Origin of the sequence: Trinickia sp., from assembly GCF_035492435.1 — a bacterium.
In the GTDB taxonomy this organism is placed as follows: Bacteria; Pseudomonadota; Gammaproteobacteria; order Burkholderiales; family Burkholderiaceae; genus Trinickia.
The window spans coordinates 1-24,384 of the sequence record NZ_DATJJF010000048.1 but is presented as its reverse complement, the minus strand read 5'-3'; the positions used below and the strand labels follow the sequence as shown (position 1 = coordinate 24,384).

At 61.5% G+C, this 24,384-nt stretch carries 19 protein-coding genes; 12 read left to right on the top strand and 7 right to left on the bottom strand.

Annotation, left to right across the window (positions count from 1 at the left end; genetic code table 11):
- Positions 1 to 999: DUF1214 domain-containing protein (locus VL598_RS04200; protein ID WP_325325436.1), on the top strand; the 999-nt coding region annotated here is incomplete at its 5' end.
- 579 nt (positions 1,000 to 1,578) lie between these two features.
- Here the strand turns inward: VL598_RS04200 and VL598_RS04195 are convergent.
- Together VL598_RS04195 and VL598_RS04185 are read right to left on the bottom strand one after the other, a co-directional pair.
- Positions 1,579 to 2,475 carry a LysR family transcriptional regulator gene (locus VL598_RS04195; RefSeq protein ID WP_325325435.1) on the bottom strand — a complete coding sequence of 299 codons (897 nt, stop codon included), beginning with the start codon at positions 2,473 to 2,475 and terminating at the stop codon, positions 1,579 to 1,581.
- A 262-nt stretch (positions 2,476 to 2,737) separates the two neighbouring features.
- A complete protein-coding gene (locus VL598_RS04185; protein ID WP_325325434.1) occupies positions 2,738 to 4,087 on the bottom strand; it encodes a dicarboxylate/amino acid:cation symporter in 1,350 nt (449 codons plus the stop codon).
- A gap of 817 nt (positions 4,088 to 4,904) precedes the next feature.
- On the opposite strand from VL598_RS04185, the gene VL598_RS04180 reads away from it, so the two are divergent.
- The 3 genes from VL598_RS04180 (at position 4,905) to VL598_RS04170 (ending at position 9,700) form a co-directional block, all read left to right on the top strand.
- Positions 4,905 to 6,200: a dicarboxylate/amino acid:cation symporter gene (locus VL598_RS04180; protein ID WP_325325433.1), complete on the top strand. Its 1,296-nt coding sequence runs from the start codon at positions 4,905 to 4,907 to the stop codon at positions 6,198 to 6,200.
- A gap of 54 nt (positions 6,201 to 6,254) precedes the next feature.
- Positions 6,255 to 8,237 (top strand): sensor histidine kinase, encoded by a 1,983-nt coding sequence (locus VL598_RS04175; RefSeq protein ID WP_325325440.1) that lies wholly within the window; start codon positions 6,255 to 6,257, stop codon positions 8,235 to 8,237.
- Positions 8,238 to 8,326: 89 nt separating this feature from the next.
- Positions 8,327 to 9,700, top strand: coding sequence for a sigma-54 dependent transcriptional regulator (locus VL598_RS04170; RefSeq protein WP_325325439.1), 1,374 nt, complete (start codon positions 8,327 to 8,329; stop codon positions 9,698 to 9,700).
- Positions 9,701 to 9,870: 170 nt separating this feature from the next.
- Here VL598_RS04170 and VL598_RS04165 read toward each other — a convergent pair whose 3' ends face one another.
- The gene (locus VL598_RS04165; protein ID WP_325325432.1) at positions 9,871 to 10,404 is read right to left on the bottom strand and encodes a TlpA disulfide reductase family protein; all 534 of its coding nucleotides are present in this window, start codon (positions 10,402 to 10,404) and stop codon (positions 9,871 to 9,873) included.
- Positions 10,405 to 10,732: 328 nt separating this feature from the next.
- Here VL598_RS04165 and VL598_RS04160 point away from each other — a divergent pair, with 328 nt between their 5' ends.
- Positions 10,733 to 11,371 (top strand): hypothetical protein, encoded by a 639-nt coding sequence (locus VL598_RS04160; RefSeq protein WP_325325431.1) that lies wholly within the window; start codon positions 10,733 to 10,735, stop codon positions 11,369 to 11,371.
- A 334-nt stretch (positions 11,372 to 11,705) separates the two neighbouring features.
- Here the strand turns inward: VL598_RS04160 and VL598_RS04155 are convergent, their stop codons facing one another.
- On the bottom strand, positions 11,706 to 13,292 hold the full coding sequence (locus VL598_RS04155) for a YifB family Mg chelatase-like AAA ATPase (RefSeq protein WP_325325430.1): 1,587 nt from the start codon (positions 13,290 to 13,292) through the stop codon (positions 11,706 to 11,708).
- A gap of 138 nt (positions 13,293 to 13,430) precedes the next feature.
- A complete protein-coding gene (locus VL598_RS04150; RefSeq protein ID WP_325325429.1) occupies positions 13,431 to 13,685 on the bottom strand; it encodes an accessory factor UbiK family protein in 255 nt (84 codons plus the stop codon).
- A gap of 384 nt (positions 13,686 to 14,069) precedes the next feature.
- Between VL598_RS04150 and VL598_RS04145 the strand changes: the two genes are divergently transcribed.
- From VL598_RS04145 to ptsP, 7 genes are all read left to right on the top strand, one after another.
- Positions 14,070 to 14,408, top strand: a complete 339-nt coding sequence (locus tag VL598_RS04145; protein ID WP_027795982.1) for a P-II family nitrogen regulator — start codon at positions 14,070 to 14,072, stop codon at positions 14,406 to 14,408.
- 31 nt (positions 14,409 to 14,439) lie between these two features.
- Positions 14,440 to 15,909, top strand: a complete 1,470-nt coding sequence (locus VL598_RS04140) for an ammonium transporter (protein ID WP_325325428.1) — start codon at positions 14,440 to 14,442, stop codon at positions 15,907 to 15,909.
- Positions 15,910 to 16,199: 290 nt separating this feature from the next.
- Entirely contained in the window at positions 16,200 to 17,489 is a 1,290-nt protein-coding gene (gshA, locus tag VL598_RS04135; RefSeq protein ID WP_325325427.1) for a glutamate--cysteine ligase, read from the top strand.
- Positions 17,490 to 17,616: 127 nt separating this feature from the next.
- Entirely contained in the window at positions 17,617 to 18,573 is a 957-nt protein-coding gene (gene gshB / locus VL598_RS04130) for a glutathione synthase (protein WP_325325426.1), read from the top strand.
- A 392-nt stretch (positions 18,574 to 18,965) separates the two neighbouring features.
- Entirely contained in the window at positions 18,966 to 19,496 is a 531-nt protein-coding gene (locus VL598_RS04125) for a PTS sugar transporter subunit IIB (RefSeq protein ID WP_325325438.1), read from the top strand.
- A gap of 58 nt (positions 19,497 to 19,554) precedes the next feature.
- Positions 19,555 to 19,824 carry an HPr family phosphocarrier protein gene (locus tag VL598_RS04120; RefSeq protein ID WP_325325425.1) on the top strand — a complete coding sequence of 90 codons (270 nt, stop codon included), beginning with the start codon at positions 19,555 to 19,557 and terminating at the stop codon, positions 19,822 to 19,824.
- A gap of 246 nt (positions 19,825 to 20,070) precedes the next feature.
- Positions 20,071 to 21,846, top strand: a complete 1,776-nt coding sequence (ptsP, locus tag VL598_RS04115) for a phosphoenolpyruvate--protein phosphotransferase (RefSeq protein ID WP_325325437.1) — start codon at positions 20,071 to 20,073, stop codon at positions 21,844 to 21,846.
- A gap of 68 nt (positions 21,847 to 21,914) precedes the next feature.
- On the opposite strand, the gene VL598_RS04110 is transcribed toward ptsP, so the two are convergent.
- Positions 21,915 to 22,673 carry a HesA/MoeB/ThiF family protein gene (locus VL598_RS04110; protein ID WP_325325424.1) on the bottom strand — a complete coding sequence of 253 codons (759 nt, stop codon included), beginning with the start codon at positions 22,671 to 22,673 and terminating at the stop codon, positions 21,915 to 21,917.
- Between the two features lie 44 nt (positions 22,674 to 22,717).
- Positions 22,718 to 24,259, bottom strand: coding sequence for a S41 family peptidase (locus tag VL598_RS04105; RefSeq protein ID WP_325325423.1), 1,542 nt, complete (start codon positions 24,257 to 24,259; stop codon positions 22,718 to 22,720).
- Positions 24,260 to 24,384: the final 125 nt, after the last annotated feature.

Below are 24,384 nucleotides of genomic sequence, written 5' to 3'. Positions count from 1 at the left end.
AAAGGCCGGGGAGCAAGCTACATCATCGCTGGTCCAGAAGATGATCCGGCGAAGTATAGGAAGGACGGAATCCACGTTTTCCAGAGCGCAACGAACAACGTGTTTGTCGGGCTCCGCATCTTAGAGCGAGACCCAGGATACTTTGACAAGTTTACGTCCGAGTACAAAATGGGGCGCGTAGACGGGACGTTAACTCCGAGCAGGTTCATCAAGGGCAAGAACGTCGAGTGGAGCGCAACAGCGCCGCGCGGCATCGAGTACTGGGTAAAGCTGGCCGAGATCATCAACGAAGAACCCGTCCGAGAAGTCGACAAAGCTTGGATGGCCATGCTCATGCCGCTCGGAATCGAAAAAGGAAAGCCATTCAAGCCGGATGCTCGCCAAACATTGGCACTGATGAAGGGCGGGGCGATGGGCGAGTTGATGAACCGTAACTTGCAGGTCAACCCGCGCTATACCGAGCCCTATTGGAAATGCACGAGTTGGTATAAGAGCTTCGACTTCCACATCCCGCAGGAGAACGATATTCGCCTCGAGCTCGATGAGCGAGCTACATGGTTTTATGAAGCCGTGACAAGCAGCCACGGCATGGTCAATCCAACGCCCGGAGCCGGGCAGGTCTATATGACCTCCAAACGCGACAGCGAAGGCCGAATGCTGAGAGCCGACAAGACCTACAAGTTACATGTTCCTGCAAACGTCCCCGTAGGGCAGTTCTGGGCTCTCACGTTGTACAGCGAAAACACGCGCCGCGCCTACGACAACGGCGGAACGGAAATCCGCAGCGTGAATCTCGACAGTACCATGAGAGACCTTAAATACAATAATGATGGCAGCGTCGATCTCTTCATCGGCCCCACTGCGCCTATCGGTTACGACAAAAATCATATGAAGACCGTCCCCGGTGACGGATGGTTTGTCTATTTCCGCCTGTATGCGCCTAAGCAGCCGTTCTTCGATAAGACGTTCAAGCTCGGCGATTTCGAGATGATCAATTGAAAAAGCCCTGCAAATCGTGCCATTAGCCGCGTTCTTCGATAACTCACGGGATCGTGATGACGGACAGCGTACCCATCGACTCATGGCCATTGTGAAAAACGGCTCGGTACTGGCCCACCACGATGACATGCCGGCGTGGTGGCCGATGGTTATTCCCTAACCCGCAGGGGATTTTGGCTCGCGTGCAGCCGCCCGACGTTTCGCTTGACAGCGGCGCAACCGAGGGACCGGCGGGCGTCAGCAGTGCCAACCAGGCGGAGCCAAAGCGGCCGCTGTGGAGCGAAATCATGTCGTTCGGAGGATCGAACTGAAAGGCGGGAACGGGGCGGCTACGGACGGTCGCTAGGAGGAGGGGGGCAGCAGTCGCCCATCCGCCGAGGAACTTCCGAGTCCGGCCATCAACAGGCATCCACCTGTCGCGTCACGCGGACGTTCAGACGTCGGCTCTTCCCAGAATGCAGACCTTCGCGCAATCGCCATCCGGCGCGTCACGTCGGTCGGCGACTCGATCAAACGCTGATTATGACCGCTTGGTCTCGGTCGGTCGTGAAGACCGAAAGGTACTTGCTTAGGGGAGCATCAGGACAATGCTGCAAGCAAGCGTGCGACCTCATCGGCAAGCGTACCGTCTGCGCTTTTCTGAACAACCAGACTGAACTCCACATCAGGCATCTTCGGCAGACGGCACGCGGCATTGACGGGCACCACGTCGGGCGGTGCTGCCGAAGCATTCAGGCAGGAGACGCCCAATCCTGCCGACAACGCGGATTGCAACCCCGCAACGCCCGACGCCGAATGCGCGATGAAATAGTCCACGCCTGCTTGGTCGAGCCTTGCAAGCATGTATCGCTGCAACGAGCAGGTATCCGGCAATGCCACGAGCGGGAGGGATTGCCCGGTCGGCCGCGCGAATGACGGGGCTGCGATCCACACAAGCGGCTCACGACGGAACACGACGCTTGAAAATCCCACCGCGTTCGCGTTCTGCCAACGCAATTCCGGGTCCATGACACGCATGGATAGCCCGAGATCAAAATCGCCTGTGCCTGAGCCTGCATCCCGCTCGATCAGCGCGCTCTTGCGGATCGAGACATGCAATCGCAACGAGGGGTACTGATCGCCCAACCGCTTTAACACCGCGGCAATGTCGGCCGGCCGGAAGTAGTCGGTAATCGCGAGACGCAAGTCCCCCGCGAGCGATAGACCCTGCATGTCCCGATAGGCGCGGTCATTCAGGTCCAGCAGCCTGCGCGCGTGTTCCAACAGGCGCGCGCCGGCTGGTGTAAGCGATGCGCCTTTCTTGCCGCGCACGAACAGCGCGAGGCCGCACGACTCCTCGAGCTTGCGGATCTGTTCGCTGACCGCCGACTGTGAACGATACAGTCGAGCCGCAGCCGCCGAGAGGCTGCCAGCATCGGCAACTGCGGCGAGCGTATTGAGCAGTTCAAGGTCAAAGCGGCGCACGCGTTTATCCATCTGATTTCCCGATGGATAATATCGTAACTTCCCGCTTTCCCGATGGGAAGTCGGATGCCAAGATCGCGACACGAACATCGAAAAAAAGGAGGCCTCCACGATGGACCAGGTTGATCAGCGTAACGCCACCGTGACGGTCCAACAGACGCCAGTTCCATCCGCTCGACAACTTTCATGGAAGGAAACCACCGATGCTCGCAATGCAATATAGCTTCACGCTGCCCGCCGACTACGACATGTCGATCATCGAACGCCGGATCTTTCAGTTATGCGATCGCGCTCCCGCCGTAGCGATAGGCATCTTTTCGTCCGTACGGTCAAACACCTTTTCCGGCTCGTTCGCCTCCTCCGCCGTCTCGTTATTCAAGACCCTGCGCATTCTGGGTTGGTCTAGTTCGTTGGTCCACCTGGCGACCACCAATGTAGCCACAGCATTGCCGATGAAATTCGTCAACGCGCGCGCTTCGGACATGAAGCGGTCGACGCCAAGAATAAGCGCGAGCCCTGCAACAGGCACATGCCCGACCGCAGACAGGGTTGCCGCGAGCACGATGAACCCGCTGCCCGTAACACCGGCAGCGCCTTTCGAGGTCAGCAGCAACACGGCAAGCAACGTAAGCTGATGCGTGAGGTCCAGCGGCGTGTTGGTCGCTTGGGCGATAAAGATGGCAGCCAGCGTGAGGTAGATCGACGTGCCATCGAGGTTAAAGGAATATCCGGTAGGAATGACTAGTCCAACCACTGATTTCTTCGCGCCAAGATTCTCCAGCTTCACCATCACGCGAGGCAGCGCTGCTTCCGATGAAGACGTTCCAAGCACGATAAACAGTTCCTCCTTGAGGTACTTGATCAACTTCAACACGCTGAAACCATGGAACCAAGCAATCAGTCCTAGCACTACGAGTATGAAGAAAAGGCAGGTCGCATAGAACGTGAGCATCAGCTTCCCAAGGGACAGTATGCTGCCGATGCCATATTTGCCGATGGTAAAGGCCATCGCGCCAAACGCGCCGATCGGCGCCACTTTCATGATGATGCCGACAATGCGGAAGAACACGTGGGAGATCTTCTCCACAAAGTCGAATATCAGCGTACCTCTGCCGCCGAACGAGTGCAGAGCGAAGCCGAACATGAGCGCAAACAACAGAACCTGAAGTATCTCGCCCTTGGCGAACGCGTCGACCACGGTCGAGGGGATAATGTTCATCAGGAATTCAGTGGTGCTCTCCAATTTGCGCCCGCTGGTGACCGTAGCCACTGCCTTCGCGTCCAGCGTCTTCGGGTCCACGTTCATGCCGGCACCGGGCTGCACCACATTGACAATCAGCAATCCGATTATCAAGGCGAGACCGCTGACGATTTCAAAATAGAGCAACGCTAGCCCGCCGGTCTTCCCCACTTTCTTCATGTCTTCCATGCCAGCGATGCCGACGACCACTGTGCAGAAGATGATGGGAGCAATGATCATCTTGATCAGTTTGATGAAGGCGTCGCCGAGCGGCTTCATCGCCTCGCCAGTGTGCGGGGCGAAATATCCCAGCAAAATACCGGCGATGATCGCGACGATCACCTGAAAATAAAGTGATTTGTAAAGCTGTTTGTGCGCAACCATTTGAGCCCCCAAACAGTCACTTCAGCCGTCATTCAGAGCATCGTCCGGCACACCCGCATGACCCGTGTGACGGTGGGCACTCCGGCATCCAGGCACCAAACGGTGGACTGCAATCCTGATACCGGTGCATCTAGCGCAGGTCGCGAGAACGGCTGACTTACCCGGCACCCTGTGAACGACTCCTTACTAAATCATTACGAAGGCTATGCTTCGTACGGGGCCGCGACAACCGGACAAACCCGAGCAGCAGGCTGATAACGAAAGCTGTCGCGGTGCTGGCGCCGCGTTTGATCCCCAAGGTGAGTACAAACCTGCGCATTAGCGATCCACTTGAACGGGCCGGATGTGATGGGCGGCTTCCGAAGTGCAGTCGGTCGCCATCCTCGGCTACTACTGACCCGATATGACGAACCGGGAATGATCGCTGCACCCTAGAACCGGACGGTTATGGAAGGCTTGGTCCGGCGTCCGCAACGGGTCGTTCAGCGACACACGAAGAAGCAGATTCTGGTTCCGGCCGAACGCGGTGCAACGTCGTGGTGTGGACGCTAGTTCGGCTTGCCCGTGCGTCAAACCCTCATTGGCTTGACGCCCCCGACATTGAATCGGCTTAATCGGACAAGACCATCCAGTTTTCCGGATGCCACTTGAGTTGAATTCCGGAAGCCTGGAATGCCACCTCGCGGCGCATCAACTATCTCCTTTTAAATCAAGCATCTACAAGCCGCAATCAAATGGCGCGGAGCTTGCACTTGACCAGCCCGCGAGCGGTTCGCTGTCCGCTCGAATCACTACTCAAAAATCAAGGAGACATGCCATGCCCCGTCCTAAGACACCCCTCTATCGCATCCTTTACGTTCAGGTGATCGCGGCGATTGTTGCCGGCGTTGTGCTAGGCCACTATGCAAAAGACCTGGCGATCGACATGAAGCCGTTGGGCGACGCGTTCATTGCGCTCGTGAAGATGGTGATCGGCCCGATCATTTTCTGTACCGTCGTAAGCGGCATCGCGGGCATGGAAAACATGAAGAAGGTGGGGCGCGTCGGCGGCAAGGCGTTGCTCTACTTCGAAATCGTTTCGACCTTCGCACTCGCACTCGGCCTTATCGCGACACACGTGCTCAAGCCGGGCGCCGGCTTCAACGTGGACGTCGCGACGCTCGACAGCAAGGCCGTCGCCTCGTATGCGGCGAAGGCACACGGTGAGAGCGTCGTCGATTTCCTCATGCACCTGATTCCGAAGACATTCGTCGACGCCTTCGCCCAAGGCGAGATATTGCAGATCCTGGTGATCGCGCTTCTGTTCGGCAGCGTGCTGGCCACGATCGGCGAGCGCGGCAAGCCCGTGACAACCTTCATTGAAAGTCTCTCGCATGTGCTTTTCGGAATCGTGCGCATTGTTACGAAGCTCGCACCCATCGGCGCCTTCGGTGCGATGGCGTTCACGATCGGCAAGTACGGTGTCGGCTCGCTTCTGCCGCTGCTCAAGCTGATCGGCACGTTCTATCTCACGTCGATTGTTTTCGTGGTTGTCGTACTTGGCACCATCGCCCGCATCGTCGGCTTCAACATATTGCGCTTCATCGCCTACATCAAGGAAGAGATGCTGATCGTGCTCGGCACGAGCTCTTCCGAGGCCGCGCTGCCGCAACTTATGGAGAAGCTCGAGAAGCTCGGTTGCTCGCGTTCCGTCGTAGGTCTCGTCGTGCCGACCGGCTACTCGTTCAACCTGGATGGCACGAACATCTACATGACGATGGCCGTGCTGTTCATCGCGCAAGCGACGAACACGGACCTGACGCTCACTCAGCAACTGACGCTCATCGCCGTTGCGATGCTCACGTCGAAGGGCGCAAGCGGTGTGACCGGTGCGGGTTTCATCACGCTCGCCGCCACGCTCGCCGTCGTGCCGACGATTCCGCTCGCGGGGATGGTGCTGATACTCGGCATCGATCGCTTCATGAGCGAGTGCCGAGCACTGACCAACATCGTTGGCAACGGCGTTGCTACCGTTGTGGTGTCGGCGTGGGAGAAGGAGCTTGACCGGGCAAAGCTCGCTCGCGCGCTGCGCGGCGAGGCCGGCGTTGCCCAAGCCGAGACCGCCGGCGCTTGAGTGACACGCCTTGCTCCCGCGACGCGTGCGCTGAGTCACCCCGAGCGCAATGAGGTGAGTGCCGAGCGGGACGGGCGAGGGCAGGCAAACGCGCAGGCGCCGCCGTCGCGCTATGCCACAATGGATGCCTACCTTCGCCTGGAAATCGCCACCGTGAAGCGCCGCTTCATCGTTGCCTTCGTGCTCGCCGTCGCGCTTGCGGCCGTTTGCACGCTCACATGGCGTATTGCCTGGGAGCACGGCATCGACGCGCTGCAGCAGCAAGCCGCCGTGCGGGCCGACCGCACGGCCAGCGCGTTAAAGGACACCCTCGATCGCTATGAGGCGCTCGGCTACGTGTTGGCGAGCCATCCGTTCGTCGAGGACGCGATCGAGCACCCTACGCCCGATAACGTGGCGCGCGCCAATCGTTATGTGGAAGACGCCAACCGTCACGCGCAGGCCAACGTCACGTATGTGATCCGGGCGGACGGCCAATGCGTAGCTGCGAGCAATTGGGACCATGACGACAGCTTCGTTGGCACCAACTATCTCTTCAGGCCGTATTTCATCGATGCGATGAAAGGCCACGTCGGTCGTTTCTTCGGCATTGGCACCGTCTCTCACGTGCCGGGTTATTTTCTCTCGCAGCCGGTTTACCGTGACGGGCGCATCGCTGGCGTGGCTGTCATGAAGGTCAACCTGGAATGGTTTCAGGGCACCGATGCCGGGGAACCGCTTTTGGTGGCCGATGACCACGGCGTCATTTTTCTGTCCTCGGTGCCGGCATGGAAATATCGCGCCCTGGCGCCGCTGCCAGCCTCGGTCACCGCGACCATCGAGAGCGCGCGTCAGTACGCGCATGAACCCGTGAGTGCGCTGCCGATCGCCACCGTGCGGCTAGCCGCCGATGCAAAGATCGTCCACATCGGCGACGAACGTTTCGGCCCACATTTTCTGGTGACGCAGCGCAAGCTGCACACGCCGGACTGGCAGCTCATTACGCTGTCGCCCATCGACTCCGTTGCGGCGGACGCGCGCAATGCAGCGGCGGCTGTCGGCTTCGGCTTCGTGTCGCTGTGCCTTCTGGCGATCTATTGGCATACGCGGCGAGCGCGCCTCTTGGAGATGATGAGAAGCCGCACCTTGTTGCAGGCCGCCTATGCCGAGCTGAACGAACGCGTGGCTGAGCGGACTGCCGATCTGTCGGCGGCCAATGCACAACTTCAAACGGAAGTCGGCGAGCGCAGGCGCGCGGAGAGTGAGCTGCGCGCGGCACACGACGAGCTCCTGCAGACAAGCAAGCTGGCCGCGCTCGGTCAGATGGCGGCCGGTATTACGCATGAACTGAACCAGCCGCTCGCCGCGCTGCGGGCGTTTTCAGACAATACCCGTGTGCTGCTGGAGCGGGGCAATCAAACCGCGGCGTACGAGAACCTCGAAGCGATTTCGGCGCTGACCGAGCGCATGGGCAAAATCACGAACCAGCTGAAACTGTTCGTCGGGCGTGCGCAGCCGCGTACGGCAAAAGCGTTTGTGGCGCGCGCGGTCCGCAATTCGCTCAATGTGTTGCAGCGGCGGGTTCAGGCGGTGACGTTGGGCGTCACGATACGGGTGGCGGCCGAGGATGAGACCGATGCCGAGCGCGAGCCGCTCGACGTCAGCGCCGATTATCCGGAGCTCGTTGGCTATTGCGATGATTTGCGTCTGGAGCAGGCGCTCATCAATTTGATCGCCAACGCGCTCGATGCAGTGGTGGGCGTCCCCGACCCACGAATCGCAATCGATATCGACGCTTCGTTGACGACGGTCGCGATCGTGGTGAGCGACAATGGGCCAGGCATCGCGGCCGATGTTCTGCCGCGGCTTTTCGAACCGTTTTTTACGACAAAAGCCGTGGGCCACGGGCTGGGTCTGGGGCTTGCCATCGTCTCATCGATTGCGCGCGACTGCGGCGGTTCGCTCGTCGCCCGCAATGGCCCTGAAGGCGGTGCCGCGTTTGTTTTGACGTTGAGGCGTGCCGCGACGAGCGCGCACACGGAGACGTCGTCGCGCTAAATCGGAGCGGCCACGCTCTACTTTCAATGTTTTCTGTTTACACGGTTTGCACGTTTCGCACGAAAGCCGTCATGGCAGCCCAACCAATGATGATCGAAAGCCTTCCAGTGATTTTCATCGAGGACGATGAGCTCGTCCGGCGCGCTAGTGTCCAAAGCTTGCAGCTCGCGGGCTTCGAGGTGATCGGATATTCATCCGTCGAAGCAGCCAAGCCCGCGCTGGATGAAACGGGGGCGCCGCCTGGCGTCATTGTCAGCGATATCCGGTTGCCCGGCGCGAGCGGGCTCGAGCTGCTCGAGCATTGCCGCGAGCACGCGCTCGATGTGCCCGTCATTCTTGTGACGGGGCACGGCGATATCTCGATGGCGGTGCAGGCGATGCGCGACGGGGCCTACGACTTCGTCGAGAAGCCGTTCGCCTCCGAGCGCCTCATCGAGACGGTGCGACGCGCACTTGAACGGCGGCGCCTCGCCCTCGAAAACGTCGCGCTGCGCAAAGCGCTTGCCGAACGCGACGCCTTGGTGCCCAACTTGATCGGCCGCAGCGCGGCCATGGAGCAAGTGCGAAGGCTCATCGCCAAAGTGGCGCCGACTGACGCCGCGGTGTTGATCAACGGCGATACGGGTGCCGGCAAGGAACTGGTCGCGCGCAGCCTGCACGAGCTTTCTGCGCGCCGCGCAAAGCCGTTCGTTGCGGTCAATTGCGGCGCCCTGCCGGAGGCGATGTTCGAATCGGAGATGTTCGGCTACGAGCCCGGCGCCTTTACGGGGGCAGCGAAGCGCCGCATCGGCAAGCTCGAGTACGCGTCGGGCGGCACGATTTTTCTCGACGAAATCGAAAGCATGCCGCTCGCACTTCAGGTGAAGCTGCTGCGCGTGCTGCAAGACGGTGTGCTCGAGCGGCTGGGCTCGAACCAGCCGGTTCGGGTCAGCTGCCGGGTGGTCGCCGCGGCGAAAGGCGACATGGCTGATCATGTCGCGGCCGGCACGTTCCGGCGTGATCTCCTTTACCGGCTCAATGTCGTCACGATTGCCGTGCCGCCGCTCTCGGAGCGTCACGAGGACATCCTGCCGCTTTTCGAGCATTTTCTGCTCGAGGCCGCCGTGCGCTATGAGCGGCCGGCGCCGGTATTGACCGAGCGCCAGCGCATGGGGTTGATGGAGCGTGACTGGCCCGGCAATGTGCGCGAGTTGCGCAATGCGGCTGAGCGTTTCGTGCTTGGGGTGGCAGAGGCCGAGGCGATGACCGGTGATGACACCGGCACGGGTGAGGCGGTGTTGCTCTCGTTGAAGGAGCGTGTCGAGCAGTTCGAACGCGCAGTGATCGCCGACTCGCTGGAATCAACGGGTGGGTCTGTAGCCGCCGCGGCGGATCATCTCCAAATCGGCAAGGCGACGCTCTATGAAAAGATCAAACGATATGGTCTCGCCGAGCGCGGGGAGAACGGCAAGGATACTGGCTGACCGGCTTCCCGCGCGGGTTGGGGAAGGCTGCCGGCCGCAGCCAACCGCGGGTGCCGCCATCTGACTTACGGAGTCACGGAGTCACGGAGTCACGGAGTCACGGAGCCGCGGGCAGCGAGATGATCTGCTTGCTGGCGTTCCTGCAGCCGTGGATCGGGCGGTTGCGTGAATCAGGTTCCCAGTGCCTTTTGCAATAGCTGATCGAGCTCGGCAAATTGCGGCTCGCCGACATAGCGCTTAAGAATCGTGCCGTTCTTGTCGACGACGAACGTCGTGGGCGTCAACTGGACGTTGCCGAACTGCTTGGCGGCGCTGCCGTCGTCCATGGCGACTTTGAACGGCAGTTTACGTGTTTGCGCATAGTTCGCGACATACATCGGCGCGTCGTAGTTCATTGCGACGGCGACGAACTCTAGCCCGCGGTCCTTGAACCGGTTGTAGGTATCGACCATCTGCGGCATTTCCTGCATGCAGGTGGAACAGCTCGTTGCCCAGAAGTTGACGAGATAGACCTTGCCCTTGAGATCGGCCGTCGAAACTTTCTGGCCGGAAAGGAGCGTAAACGTCGCATCAGGCACCCGCTGCGAAGTGCCGAAAGTGAAATACCCGGCAATGGCGATCGCGGCTGCGACAAGCGCCAGAGCGATGTACCGGAGCGGGCTGCCGCTGCGTGCAGGAGAGACGGGGGCGGGTGTCTGGCTCATTTGGGGCGACCTCGGAAGCGCGGGTGCGCGGCGGTGCGCGTTGCTGGGAAAAGGCGACGCAATTTTAGCGCCAAACGGGAACCGGCGCGGGGCGCATGCGCAATGTCAACGTCAATGCGGAAGTCCGAGATGCTCGAGTCGCCGCGCTTTGTGGCTAGCCGGTCGGGATTGCGGCGTTGCCGAGCTGTGCGGGCAGCTGTGTGGGCTCTTGGCGTCGCGTTGTTCAGGCATCCTGCGCTTTGCGAAAAGCAGATAATCACAATTGCACCGGCGGGAAATGCGCGAGACGCTCACGCCGTCGATAGCATCTCTCTCGATTCGTTCTCCCATGTTCAAATCGCGTTTTTACGACCGAATGGCGATTCAATCGTCCTCGTCCTGGTCTTCGTCGCAAATGCGTCGAGCATGGCGAGAGCGGCGAGCGGGCGCCAGTCGGCTGCTACGTGCAGCCGCGAGCCTTGTGCTGATCGGCGTCGTCCTCGCGGGCTGCTCCCCGACGTACAACTGGCGCATCGTCACTGACGAGTCGGACGGCTATGCGATTGACTTGCCTGCGAAGCCGACACTCGACGAACGCCCAATCGACCTCGCGGGCGCCTCGATGCCGATGCATATGCGTGCGGCGCACGTGGCGGGAGCCGTGTTCGCTGTTGGGACGATCGTTTTGCCGAGCGACGATCCGCAACTGCAACGCGCGGTGCTCGACGACCTGCGTACGGGGCTTGCACGCAACCTTGGCGCGGCCGCAGACGCACGCCCCGTGCAAGTGCCACTGACAGAAGGCGGAGAAGTACCTGGGCTCGAGATCGTGGTGAGCGGCGCGGTGGGCGCCGAGCGTGCGCACAAGGTGCTCCATGCCTGGATCGCCGCACGCGGAAGGCGCGTCTATCAGGTCGTCATCGCGGCTGATAAGGCGCCGCCGCGTGAGCAATCGGATCAGTTCTTCGAATCGTTCAAACTGTATTAAAGAAAGAGCGAGGCGACCGCGGGGCCGGGCAGCGATCCAATTCACAATTCATCTAATGAAAGTCGATTGACAGAACAGCGTCTTAAATAACGGATCCCGTTGACCTTTTTCTGTCTATCCACAGTTGTTGTGGACAACTTTGTTGAAAACGTTGGGGATAGCAGTAGATGCTGGCGCGCGCGAGGTCTTACGATCAAACATCGTTGCTGCCCCGATTCAAAAAAAATGATTTAAATCAACCAAATATACGTTCCTTCTAACGCAATGTCTTTAAACGGGTAATTGACGGGGATCGGTGTCGGCTTGTGCATAAGTCTTCACGGCGCTTTTTTGGTCAGGACGCAGCGAACGCTCTGCGGTATTGGATCGCCTCGGCGATATGGTTGGCATCGGGCTTTTCGCTGCCGGCGAGGTCGGCAATCGTCCGCGCCACTTTGAGGACGCGATAGTAAGCGCGAGCGGACCAGCCGAAGCGCTCGCTCGCTTCGCGCAACAGCAATTCGCCGGACGCATCGGGGCGGGCTGTTTCATCCACCTCACGGCCGCTCAGTTCGCGGTTCATTTTGCCCAGCCGCGCCAGCTGCCGATCCCGAGCTGTGGCGACGCGCTCGGCGATGGACTCGCTCGACTCGCCGGGCTCGCTCGCGCGTGCCGACAACTCCGCGGGCGTCAGCGCCGGCAGTTCGATTTGAATGTCGATGCGATCGAGCAGTGGGCCCGAAAGCTTACGCAGGTAACGTGCGGCGACTTCCGGCGTGCAGCGGCATCGGCCCGTGGGATCGCCGCGCCAACCGCACGGGCACGGGTTCATTGCCGCGATCAGCTGACACGCTGCGGGAAAGTCTGCCTGCAGTGCCGCGCGCGAGATGGTGATACGGCCCGCTTCCAGCGGCTCGCGCAGCGTTTCGAGCACATGGCGGTCGAACTCGGGCAGTTCATCCAAAAACAGGACGCCGAGATGCGCGAGCGTAATCTCGCCCGGCTGCGGCGGGTTGCGTCCCCCGACGAGCGCCGCGGCGCTCGACGAATGATGCGGTGCGCGAAAGGGCCGCCGCCGCCACTGCGCCGGCGAAAAGCCGAGCACGCTTGCCGACAGCAACGCGGCGGACGTCAACGCCTCCTCATCGGTCATCGGAGGCAGCAGGCTCGGCAGCCGCGCGGCCAGCATCGACTTGCCGGCGCCGGGCGGGCCAACCATGAGCATATGGTGGCCACCCGCCGCCGCCACTTCGAGCGCCCGCCGCGCACCGGGCTGGCCGATGACGTCGGCCATGTCGGGCGGGGCAGCTCCGGCGGCTCGCTCGATCGTTGGCACCGCGAGCGGCTCGAGCCGCCCGTCGACGGCACCCGCCAGATGCGCGCAGAGCGACGGAAGGTCGGCCGCCCCGAAGACATCCACGCCCGGCACCAGGGCCGCTTCATGCGCGCTTTCAAGTGGCAGATAGAGTTCGGGCAAGCGCTCAGGCTCACGGCTCGTGCTAATGCCGCACTCCCCGCTGGCACCAAAGGCTTGCTCGCGGCCATGACGGCGAGCCGTACCGCAAGCCATCGCGAATGCCCCGCGCATGGGCCGCAGTGCTCCGGTGAGCGATAGCTCTCCTGCGAACTCGCGTTCGCTTAGCGATGCGGCGGGAATCTGGCCGCTTGCGGCAAGGATGCCGAGTGCAATCGGCAAGTCGAATCGTCCCGATTCTTTCGGGAGATCGGCGGGCGCGAGGTTGACGGTGATGCGGCGTACCGGGAAGTCGAAGCTACAGTTCTGGAGCGCGGCCCGGACGCGCTCGCGGCTTTCCCGTACCTCTAGATCAGGCAGACCGACGATCGAAAACGACGGCAGCCCATTGGCAAGATGAACTTCGACGGTAACTTCAGGCGCGCGGCCAGCAGCCGGCGCGCGCGAGCGCACCACGGCAAGCGACATTGCTTCTCCCGGAGGCGGGCGGCGACGGAAACTACAAGCCGCCCTTTGCGATGACGAAGGCCGTTATCGGCCGGGTTCTAGAACAAGGCTCGCTTGCCGAGCGCTGATTCGATTCGCGAGACGCTGTTTAAGCGGGACTCACGATTCCTGTGCTTGAGCGAGCTTCTGCTCGAGTTCGGCGACGCGCCGCTCCAGCTCTTCGAGCCGGGTACGGGTTCTCAGCAGGACTTGAGTTTGCGTGTCGAACTCCTCACGCGTGACGAGATCGAGCTTCGAGAAACCCTGCGAGAGCATGGCCTTCACGTTGCGTTCGACGTCTTTCGCAGGCGAGTGCTTGAGCAGCTCGCTCATGCGCGCCTGAAAGTCCTGAAAGAAATCGTTCGGTTGCCTCATGATGGTTCCCCTTACGCGCACAAAATCGGTGCGCAAAATCTAAAAAACGCGGCCACAACGCACGAATGATCATTTTTGGTGCGTTGACGCGCCGCTTTGCGGCGGCATGAACGCGCTTGGTGCGCGGTGTTGCCGTCCTTCGTGCGAACACTCTAGCAATGATCGCCAGCCCGCGCCAGCGCAAGCGGCCCATGTTGGCCGTCCGGCCGATGCGCCAGAGCGCGTCGCTTACCCGCAGGGCCTGGATGGAAATGAAAGTGATGGCATAGTAATTGCTTTGAAAGATCAACACCAGCCGGCGCGCGGTTTTGGCGGGCGTACGGCGTCGCCGCACAGCATTTCGGCGACAGGCAACGAGGCTCACGCAACGAAAAAGAGGATTTCATGAAACTCATTACCGCAATCATCAAGCCGTTCAAGCTCGATGAGGCGCGCGAAGCGTTGTCGGCGATCGGCGTCTCGGGCATCACAGTCACGGAGGTCAAGGGGTTCGGGCGTCAGAAGGGGCACACCGAGCTCTATCGTGGAGCCGAGTATGTCGTCGACTTTTTGCCGAAGGTCAAGATCGAAGCCGCGGTGTCAGACGACATCGTCGAACAGGCGATCGAGGCGATCGAGCGTGCGGCCCGCACGGGCAAGATCGGGGACGGCAAGATTTTCGTGACGCCGATCGAGCAGGTGATTCGGATTCGTACTGGGGAAACGGGCGCAGACGCCCTGTAAATCAAAAGTTAGCGATAAGAGGAAAACAAAGATGCGCAAATTTCTGATGTCCTTCGCGATGGCCGCCTCGCTGCTCGCGGGCGGCGTCGGTGCGGCCTTGGCCGACGATGCGTCGAGCGCCGCGGCCGCTTCGGCGCCGGCTGCGACGGCGTCCGCGCCTAGCGCCGATGCGGCGAGTGCGCCTGCGGCGTCGGCCCCCGCGCCTGCGGCAGCCGCTCCTGCATCCGATGCAACTGCCGCCGCGCCGGCCGCCCCGACGGCTCCGTTCTCCGTCGATTCCTCGAAGATCAACTCGGGCGATACCGCCTGGATGCTGACCTCGACGGCGCTCGTCCTCTTCATGACGATTCCGGGCCTCGCACTCTTCTACGGCGGCATGGTGCGCAAGAAGAACGTGCTTGCCACGGTCATGCAGAGCTTTGCGATTACCTGCGTCGTGACGGTGCTCTGGACGGTCGTCGGCTACAGCCTCGCCTTCACGCCCGGCAATGCGTTCATCGGCGGCTTCTCGCGCGTGCTGCTCGCGGGCATGGCCTACATCAAGGGTGACAAAGCCACGACGCTGACCGTGAGCCATCTCGCGCAGACGATCCCGGAAACGGTCTACTTCGTCTACCAGATGACGTTTGCGATCATCACGCCGGCGCTTATCACGGGCGCATTTGCTGACCGCATGAAGTTCTCGGCGATGCTCGTGTTCATGACGTTGTGGTCGGTGATCGTCTATTCGCCGATTGCCCACATGGTCTGGGAACCGACGGGCTGGCTGGCTGCAGCAGGCATCCTCGACTTCGCGGGCGGCACCGTCGTTCACATCAACGCTGGTATCGCAGGCCTCGTGTGTGCACTGGTGCTCGGCAAGCGCGTCGGCTATGGCCGCGAAGCGATGGCTCCGCACAATCTGGTGCTGACGCTGATGGGCGCGGCCATGCTGTGGGTGGGTTGGTTCGGTTTCAACGCCGGTTCCGCCGTAGCGGCCGACGGCCGTGCTGGCTTCGCTATGCTGACGACGCAAGTCGCCACGGCATGCGCGGCGCTCGCCTGGATGTTCGCTGAGTGGATCGCAAAGGGCAAGCCGTCCGCACTGGGCATCGCGTCCGGCGCTGTTGCGGGTCTTGTTGCGATCACGCCGGCTTCGGGCTTCGTCGGTGTCGGCGGTTCGATCGTCATCGGTGTTGCTGCCGGCGTGATCTGCTTCTGGTCGGCCACGTGGCTCAAGACCAAGCTGGGCTATGACGATTCGCTCGATTGCTTTGGCGTGCATGGCGTCGGCGGTATCGTCGGCGCAATCCTGACGGGCGTTTTCGCAGTCAAGGACATTGGCGGCGCCGACGGCAGCGTAATCCTGCAGTTGAAGGGCGTACTGACGACGGTCATCTACAGCGGCGTGGTCAGCTTTATTCTGCTGAAGATCATCGATATGGTTATGGGCCTGCGTGTGGCTGAAGAAGAGGAACGCGAAGGTCTCGACGTCGTGCTGCATGGCGAGCACGTCGAATAAAGGAGCAAGTCTTCTCCGGAACCGCTAGCATAGAGCACAGCGATTTGCCCGCCGCAAGGCGGGCTTTTTTTATGTGCGCCCCTGTTGTAATGCGCATTACACGCCGAGCGGGGCACATAATAAAAACGATCCGCTAACAGACGGCTCGCTGCTGGTCCCCGCTTTGGCCGCCTGTCGATCTGATAAAAGTCGCCGTTCCCCCTTGCGAATTCGAACGAGCATCCCCAAATCGGCAGGGCGATGCCTCCGCATGTTCTACAATCTTTCTCTCTCCTGTCTGCGAGTGCTCAATGGTTCCGCACCTAGTTACGGCGTTAAACGGTCCTCTGCTCGATCTCGAGCGGAAGATCCTCGATGCCACGCCGGCGATCGAGCGCTGGTTTCGGCTCGAATGGCAGGAACATACGCCCCCTTTTTACTGCTCCGTCGACCTGCGCAACGCGGGCTTCAAGCTCGCGCCGATCGATGCGAACCTTTTTCCGGGCGCGTTCAACAACCTGCCCAATGAAGTGCTGCCGCTTGCCGTCCAGGCAGCGATGGCATCGATCGAAAAGATCTGCCCTGACGCGAAGAACCTGCTGATCATTCCCGAGCACGAGACACGCAACGCCTTCTATCTGGAAAACGTTGCAAGGCTCGCCACGATCATGCGCCAGGCGGGCCTGAACGTGCGCTTCGGCACGCTCGACGAAAACATCGCAGGTCCGGTCACGATCTCGCTCGCCGGCGGGCAGAAGATCGTTCTCGAACCGCTCGAGCGCACGCCGCGCCGGCTCGGTTTGAAAAACTTCGATCCGTGCTCGATCCTGCTCAACAACGACCTCTCGGCCGGCTTGCCCGCTGTGCTCGAGAATCTGCATGAGCAGTACGTGCTGCCGCCGCTGCACGCCGGCTGGGCCGTGCGACGCAAGTCGACGCATTTCGCCTGTTATGACGACATCGCAAAAAAGTTTGCGAAGCTGGTCGAGATCGATCCGTGGATGGTGAATCCCTACTTCGCGCACGTCTCGGGTGTCGATTTCGAGGCGCGCACGGGTGAGGAGGCGCTTGCCGATGCGATCGATGCCGTCATCAAGAAGATCGCGCGCAAGTACCGCGAGTACGGCATCAGTGAAAAGCCCTACGTGGTCATCAAGTCGGACGCCGGCACGGACGGTCGTGGCGTCATGACGGTGCACGACGCCGCTGAAGTGGCGAGTCTCACGAAAGGCGAGCGCGCACGCATGTCGGCGACCAAAGGCGGCTTGCAAGTTCACGACGTCATCGTGCAGGAGGGCGTCTACACGTTCGAGCGCATCGGCGAGGAAGTGGCCGAACCCGTCGTCTACATGATCGACCGCTATGTCGTCGGCGGCTTTTACCGCGTGCACGGCGGCCGGGACCGCGATCAGAACCTGAACGCGCCGGGGATGCACTTCGTGCCGCTCGGCTTCGAACATACGGCGCTGCCCGACGCGCATGCCAAACCGGGTGCCGCGCCGCCGAACCGGTTCTATATGTACGGCGTCGTCGCGCGGCTCGCTTTGCTGGCCGCTTCGGTCGAGCTCGAAAAGACAGACCCAGAGGCCATCCAGGTTTGAACATCGTCGCAGCGTTCGCGCTTCTCGTCGCACGAGAGCGCGAAGCGGACCGGACGCACGTGCCGCGCCGGTTCCGAAGCGGCATTTTACGTACGACATCAGCCCGCTTCGGGGCACCAGGAAATACATGGAAATCCTTTTTATTGCCGATCCGCTTGCGAACTTCAAGATTTACAAAGACTCGACCTACGCAATGATGGCTGAGGCGGCGCGGCGAGGGCACGCGATCTTCGCTTGCGAGCCGAATCATCTCGCATGGACTTCGGGCGATGTCGAAGCCACCGTGCGCCGTGTGACGCTCACGGGCGATGTGGACGATCTCCACCGCCACCCCTGGCACGAGGACGGCCCGCTCGAGCAGCGTTCGCTCAAAAGTTTCGGTGCGGTGCTCATGCGCAAGGATCCGCCGTTCGACATGGAGTATGTCACCTCCACTTGGCTGCTCGAACTGGCACAACGCGCCGGTGCGCGCGTCTTCAACAAGCCCCAAACGATTCGCGATCACTCGGAAAAACTCGCGATCGGCGAGTTCCCTCAATTCGTCACCCCGACGCTCGTGACCCGGGACGCCGCGCGCCTGCGTGCATTCCATGCCGAGCATGGCGACATCATCGTCAAGCCGCTCGACGGCATGGGCGGCATGGGTGTTTTTCGTGTGAAGCATGACGGCATGAATCTCGGGGCGATCATTGAGGTGCTGAGCCACGACGGGGCTCGCTCGGTCATGGCCCAAAAGTACATTCCCGAGATTTCCGCCGGAGACAAACGCATCCTGCTGATCGGCGGCGAGCCTGTGCCCTACGCGCTGGCGCGCATCCCGCAGGGCAACGAGGTGCGCGGCAACCTGGCGGCGGGCGGGCTTGGCGTCGCTCAGCCGTTGACGGCGCGCGATCGGGAGATCGCCGAAACGCTCGCGCCGGTGCTTGCCTCACGTGGGTTGCTGCTCGTCGGGCTCGACGTGATTGGCGACTGGCTCACCGAAGTCAACGTCACCAGCCCGACCTGCTTCCGCGAAATCATGGATCAGACAGGTTTCGATGTGGCCGCGATGATGATCGACGCGCTGGAGCGGGCCGCGGCGTAACCGTCCTGAACAAGGCGGTCGTCGAGAGGCGAGCGCCGCTGCTGGGCGGCCAATTCGGGCTAAGCACTGAAAAATGAGTCCGGGCACGCAAACCCGGACCAGAGTGCTTGAAATCGCGCGAAAATTGCCCTGCTACAATGAGAAACTTGCGGAAGTGCCCGGTTTGCGTTGGCGACGGCTGAACCCGTCACCGGCATCGTTGGGACGGGGCAAGCCGTGACCTGCCTGGTGCGCTCAGCGGCTTAGGGCGTGCGCGAATGCGCCGCACCACGCGAGAGCGCGGCTGGCAGGTGAGTCAGCTCGGGGCCGAGCGGGGCTGCGCGAGGCGAAACATGCCGAAGCAGTCGCCCGGCGAGGGGCGCATGACGCTCGTTTTTGGTTGCAAGGCAGATATGGCAGGCATCTTGATCATCGCGCACGCGCCGCTCGCGACGGCGCTCAGAGAGTGCGTCGCACATATCTATGGCGGGCTACCGGCACGCATCGGCGGGATCGATATTCTCCCCGATTGCGACCCGGTGAAGCTGTTCGAGCACGCGCAAAGGGAGGTCGCCCGATTGCGCGAGGACAACGGCGCGCTCGTGCTGACCGACATGTACGGCGCAACGCCCGCGAACATTGCGTGCCGGCTCTCCACGCTGCCGGATGTGCGCGTGCTGGCGGGCGTCAATTTGCCGATGCTTGTGCGCTCAGTCTGCTATCGCGCCCTACCGCTCGATCAGGTCGTTGAAAAGGCGTTGGCGGGTGCAGCCAGCGGGGTGCAAGCAATCGACCCGCACATGGCGCCAAGCGTGGCGGCAACGCCTTCTCCGTGCCTGCCCGCCACTGCAACGGGCTGCGCGGATAGTGGAACACAGGCAACGCAGTCAGCTACACGCGCGGCCGGCACGGTGCACACGGGCGAGAGCTCAAATCGCCGCTGACAGCAGCATCCGTTTCGCTTTCTTTTTCGCCCATCGGGACATTCCATCGGGACATTAGATGCTTCAACAAGACACCACGATCGTGAACAAACTGGGGTTGCATGCTCGCGCGTCCGCTAAGCTGACGCAATTAGCTGCGAATTACGAGTCCGAAATATGGATGACGCGCAATGGACGTCGCATCAATGCGAAAAGCATCATGGGGGTGATGATGCTTGCGGCTGGCATCGGCAGTACCGTGATGCTCGAGACGGAAGGGCCGGATGAAAAGGAAGCGATGGATGCGTTGTTGAAGCTGATCGCGGACAAATTCGGCGAAGGACAATGATGTGTCGGCGCGGCATAGGCCACGACAAACAACCGCAGAAAAAAGAAGCCGCGCCAGCCGCGGCTTTTTTATCGGCCGCTCTTTGCGCTAGCCTTTGGGAATCGGCTTCACGCAGCCGTCGTCACGCGTGGCCCGCACATCGGGAATGCTGCGCTGCATGCAGCCAGCCGCGAGCAACGGAATCTATAATTCCTGCTTAGGGTCAAATGACCAGTGCTGCAGCGGTGTTGGCGCCGTGGCATCAAAATCTCCAAGGAGGTCCGCGTGTCGTTCTCGCTGCATGGAATTCCAGTGTCAAGCGGCATCGCGATCGGGCGTGCTTACCTGATCGCGCCGGCTGCGCTCGATGTCGACCATTACCTGGTCGAGCTCGCCCAGATCGAATGCGAGATCGAACGTTTCCGTGCGGCGCTGAAAGCAGTGCAGAACGAGCTCGAGCGCCTAAACGAGGATCTTTCGGCGGATGCGCCGAGCGAAGTTGGCGCCTTCATCCACGTCCACACGATGATTCTGAACGACGCCATGCTCGTTCAGGAGACGATCGACTTGGTCCGTACGCGCCGCTTTAACGTCGAGTGGGCGCTGACCGAGCAACTCGAGCGGCTCTCGCGCCATTTCGACGACATCGAGGACGAGTATTTGCGCGAGCGCAAGGCAGACGTCCGGCAGGTGGTCGAGCGGATCTTGAAAGCGCTTGCCGGTGCGCCTTCGACTGCGGCACTGGTTGATGGTGCAAATGGAGAGTCGATCGAAGAGATGATCGTGGTTGCCCATGACATCTCGCCGGCCGATATGCTCCAGTTCAAGAATCAGACGTTCCAGGGGTTCGTCACCGATCTCGGCGGCCGCACCTCGCATACGGCTATCGTTGCGCGCAGCCTTGGCATTCCCGCCGCAGTGGGGATGCAGCATGCGAGTACGCTCATCCGTCAGGACGACCTCATCATCGTCGACGGAGATCAGGGCATCGTGATCGTCGACCCGGCGCCGATTGTCCTCGAAGAGTACACGTACCGGCAGACCGAAAAGGCACTTGAGCATAAGAAGCTGCAGCGACTTAAGTTCTCGCCGACGCAAACGTTATGCGCGACCAAGATTTCGCTGTGCGCGAACATCGAGTTGCCCGACGACGCACGCGCCGCCATCGAAGCGGGCGCAGTCGGCATCGGGCTCTTTCGCACCGAGTTCCTGTTCATGAACCACAGGGACAGGATGCCGGAGGAGGAAGAGCAGTTTGCGGCTTACCGCCATGCGGTCGAGTTGATGAGCGGCTTGCCCGTGACGATCCGCACGATCGACGTCGGCGCCGACAAGCCGCTCGACATGCATGGCGGCGGCGAAGGCTTCGAGACGGCGCAGAATCCGGCGCTTGGCTTGCGTGCGATTCGTTGGAGCCTGTCGGAGCCGCAGATGTTTCTGACGCAGCTGCGCGCGATTTTGCGGGCGTCGGCGTACGGCAAGGTCAAGATTCTGATTCCGATGCTCGCCCATGCGCAGGAGATCGACCAAACCCTTGCGCTGATCCGCGAGGCGAAGCGGCAGCTCGAGGATGCCGGCTTGTCGTACGATCCGAAAGTGCAAATCGGAGCGATGATCGAAATCCCGGCGGCCGCAATCGCTTTGCCGCTATTTTTGAAGCGCGTCGATTTCCTATCGATCGGTACCAACGATTTGACGCAGTACACGCTCGCGATCGACCGGGCCGACAACTCCGTCGCCCATTTGTATGATCCGCTTCATCCGGCCGTTCTGCATCTGATCGCTTTTACGCTGCGCGAGGCGAAGCGCGCGGGCGTGCCGGTATCGATCTGCGGCGAGATGGCGGGCGACCCGCAGCTCACCCGCCTTTTGCTTGGCATGGGCTTGACCGAGTTCTCGATGCATCCGAGCCAGTTGCTGGTCGTGAAGCAGGAAATTCTCCGGGCGGACTTGAAGCGGCTCGGGGAGCCCGCTGCCGATGTGCTCGCGGCGTTCGAGCCCGAGGAGCTTCAGGCCGCGCTGAGCCGGCTGGCGCAAGCTTAACGTGCTTTCTTTACGTTTTCTCGCGGCGCATACGCGGGCCGCGTCGTGTTTAGATGGATCGGGACGAATCAGGCTCGGGGGCGGCTGCCGCAAACGGGGCAGTCGGTCTGCCGGGCAATCTTCATTGTCGTCCAGTCCATACGCAGCGAGTCGAGCATCATCAACCGTCCCGTCAACGTTTCGCCCACGCCAGCCACGACGCGTAGGGCTTCGGCGGCCTGCATGACCCCGATTATGCCGACGGTTGGCGCAAAGACGCCCATCTGTGAGCAGGCGACTTCCTCGAACGGCTGATCTTCCGGGAATACGCAGGCGTAGCACGGCGAGGCGGCGTTACGAAAATCGAAGGTGCTGATCTGGCCGTCGAAACGCAAGGCGGCCCCTGACACAAGCGGCACGCCATGCGCGACACAAACACGGTTGATCGCGTGCCGCGTGGCGAAGTTGTCGGTACAGTCGAGAACGACGCTGGCGTTCGGCACGGTGGCATGGAGCCAAGCCTCGTCCACGCGCGTATCGACGGCCTCGACGATCACGTCGGGATTCAGCCGTCCGATGGCCTCGCGCCCCGACTCGACCTTTTTCCGGCCGACGGACGCTGTCATGTGCAGGATTTGCCGCTGGAGATTGGTGAGATCGACGGTATCCGCATCGACAAGCGTCAGCTTGCCGATGCCCGCCGCCGCCAGATAGACGGCGGCAGGGCAGCCAAGCCCGCCTGCGCCGATGATGATCGCGTGAGCGTCGAGGAACCGCTGCTGCGCCTCGATGCCGAGCTCGTCGACGAGGATATGGCGGGAGTAGCGAAGGAGTTGATCGTCGTTCATAACGGCAGCGCCGCCCGAAGGCGGCGCCAAGGCGGGCACGAGGATTATTTCGAGGTGGCGCTGGCAGGCGTCGCCGCTGCGGGCTTGACCGCAACAGGTGCCGAGGCCGACTGTTCCACCTTGCGCTGAGCGAGCCGGCGTTCGGCGACCGACTTCGATTCCTGCACCGGCTTGCCTTCGAGTTTGTTCACCGCTTGCTGCAGCATATAGTCGTCCGTCGAACCGAACTCGATCGGCTTGCGGTCGCGATCCTTGGCGCGCTGCTCGGGCGTTTTCTTGTCATCGTCCTGCTCGAGCTGCTGCAGCTGCTGTAGTCGGTCCTGCTCGCGTTGCTCCTGTTCCTTCTTCTCGTTCGGATCCTGCGTATTGGCGAGGTGGTTCGTGTAGTCGACCTCACGCGTGACGAACGCGTCGTCCGGATCGCCATCGGCGAACTGATCGACCGGGATGTCGGGCCGAATGCCCTTGTTCTGGATCGAGCGGCCGCTCGGCGTGTAGTAGTAGGCCGTTGTCAGGCGCAGGGCCGTGTCAGTCGTGAGTGGCCGTACCGTCTGGACGGAGCCTTTGCCGAACGTCGTCTTGCCCATGATGAGGGCACGGTGCTGATCTTGCAGCGCGCCGGCAACGATCTCCGACGCCGAGGCCGAATACGCGTTCGTCAGCACGATCATCGGCACGGTCTTGTAGACGGCCGGCAGATTCTTCAGAGGATCGGCATCGAACGACGGGAGCCGGTAGTTCGTGTACGTATCGCGGTAAATCTGCTTCGAATCGGCAATCTGGCCGTTCGTCGAGACGACCACCGAATCGGACGTCAGGAACGTGCCCGCGACGCCGACTGCGCTTTGCAGCAACCCGCCCCCGTTGTTGCGCAGATCGAGGACGAGGCCCTTCAGGTTAGGTTGCTCGCGTGCGATGTCGGAAAGCTTGCTTGCGAGATCGGGCACGGTGCGCTCCTGGAAGCTTGTGACGCGCACATACGCATAGCCCGGTGCGACGACTTTCGCCTTCACGCTTTGCACGCGAATGATCGCGCGCGCAACCGTCACCGGGAACGTCCGGTCCTCGCTCTTGCGGAAGAGGGTCAGCGTGACCTTCGTGCCGGGCTCGCCGCGCATCTGCTTAACGGCTTGATCGAGCGTCATGCCGCGTACGGGCTTGTCGTTGATGCGCGTAATGAGATCGCCCGGGCGGATACCGGCACGGAACGCCGGCGTGTCCTCGATCGGCGAGATGACCTTGATGAGCCCGTCTTCCTGCGAGATCTCGATCCCGAGGCCGGCGAAGCGCCCCTTCGTTTGCTCCTGCAGTTCCTGGTAATCGGTCTTGTCGAGGTACGAGGAGTGCGGGTCGAGGCTCGAGACCATGCCTTTGATGGCCTCGGTGAGCAGCTTCTTATCGTCGACAGGCACGACGTAGTCATGCTTGATCTGGCCGAACACTTCCGCGAAAAGGCGGAGCTGATCGAGTGGCAGCGGCGTCGTTGCGGATTGCTGCTGCGCCGCAGCGGAAAATTGCAGCGTCGCGAACACGCCGGTCGCGAGGCCCGCGGCGATCAGGCTGATGCTCTTGAGTTTCGTGCGCATAAAGTAGAGTGCGGTCGGGAAACAGCGAAATCGCCGATGGCGAAGGACGGTCAAGTATAACTGGTATAACCGGCCGGGTTGCCGGGTGGCGCACGTTCGACAACCGGAGCTGGCTGCGGTTCGCA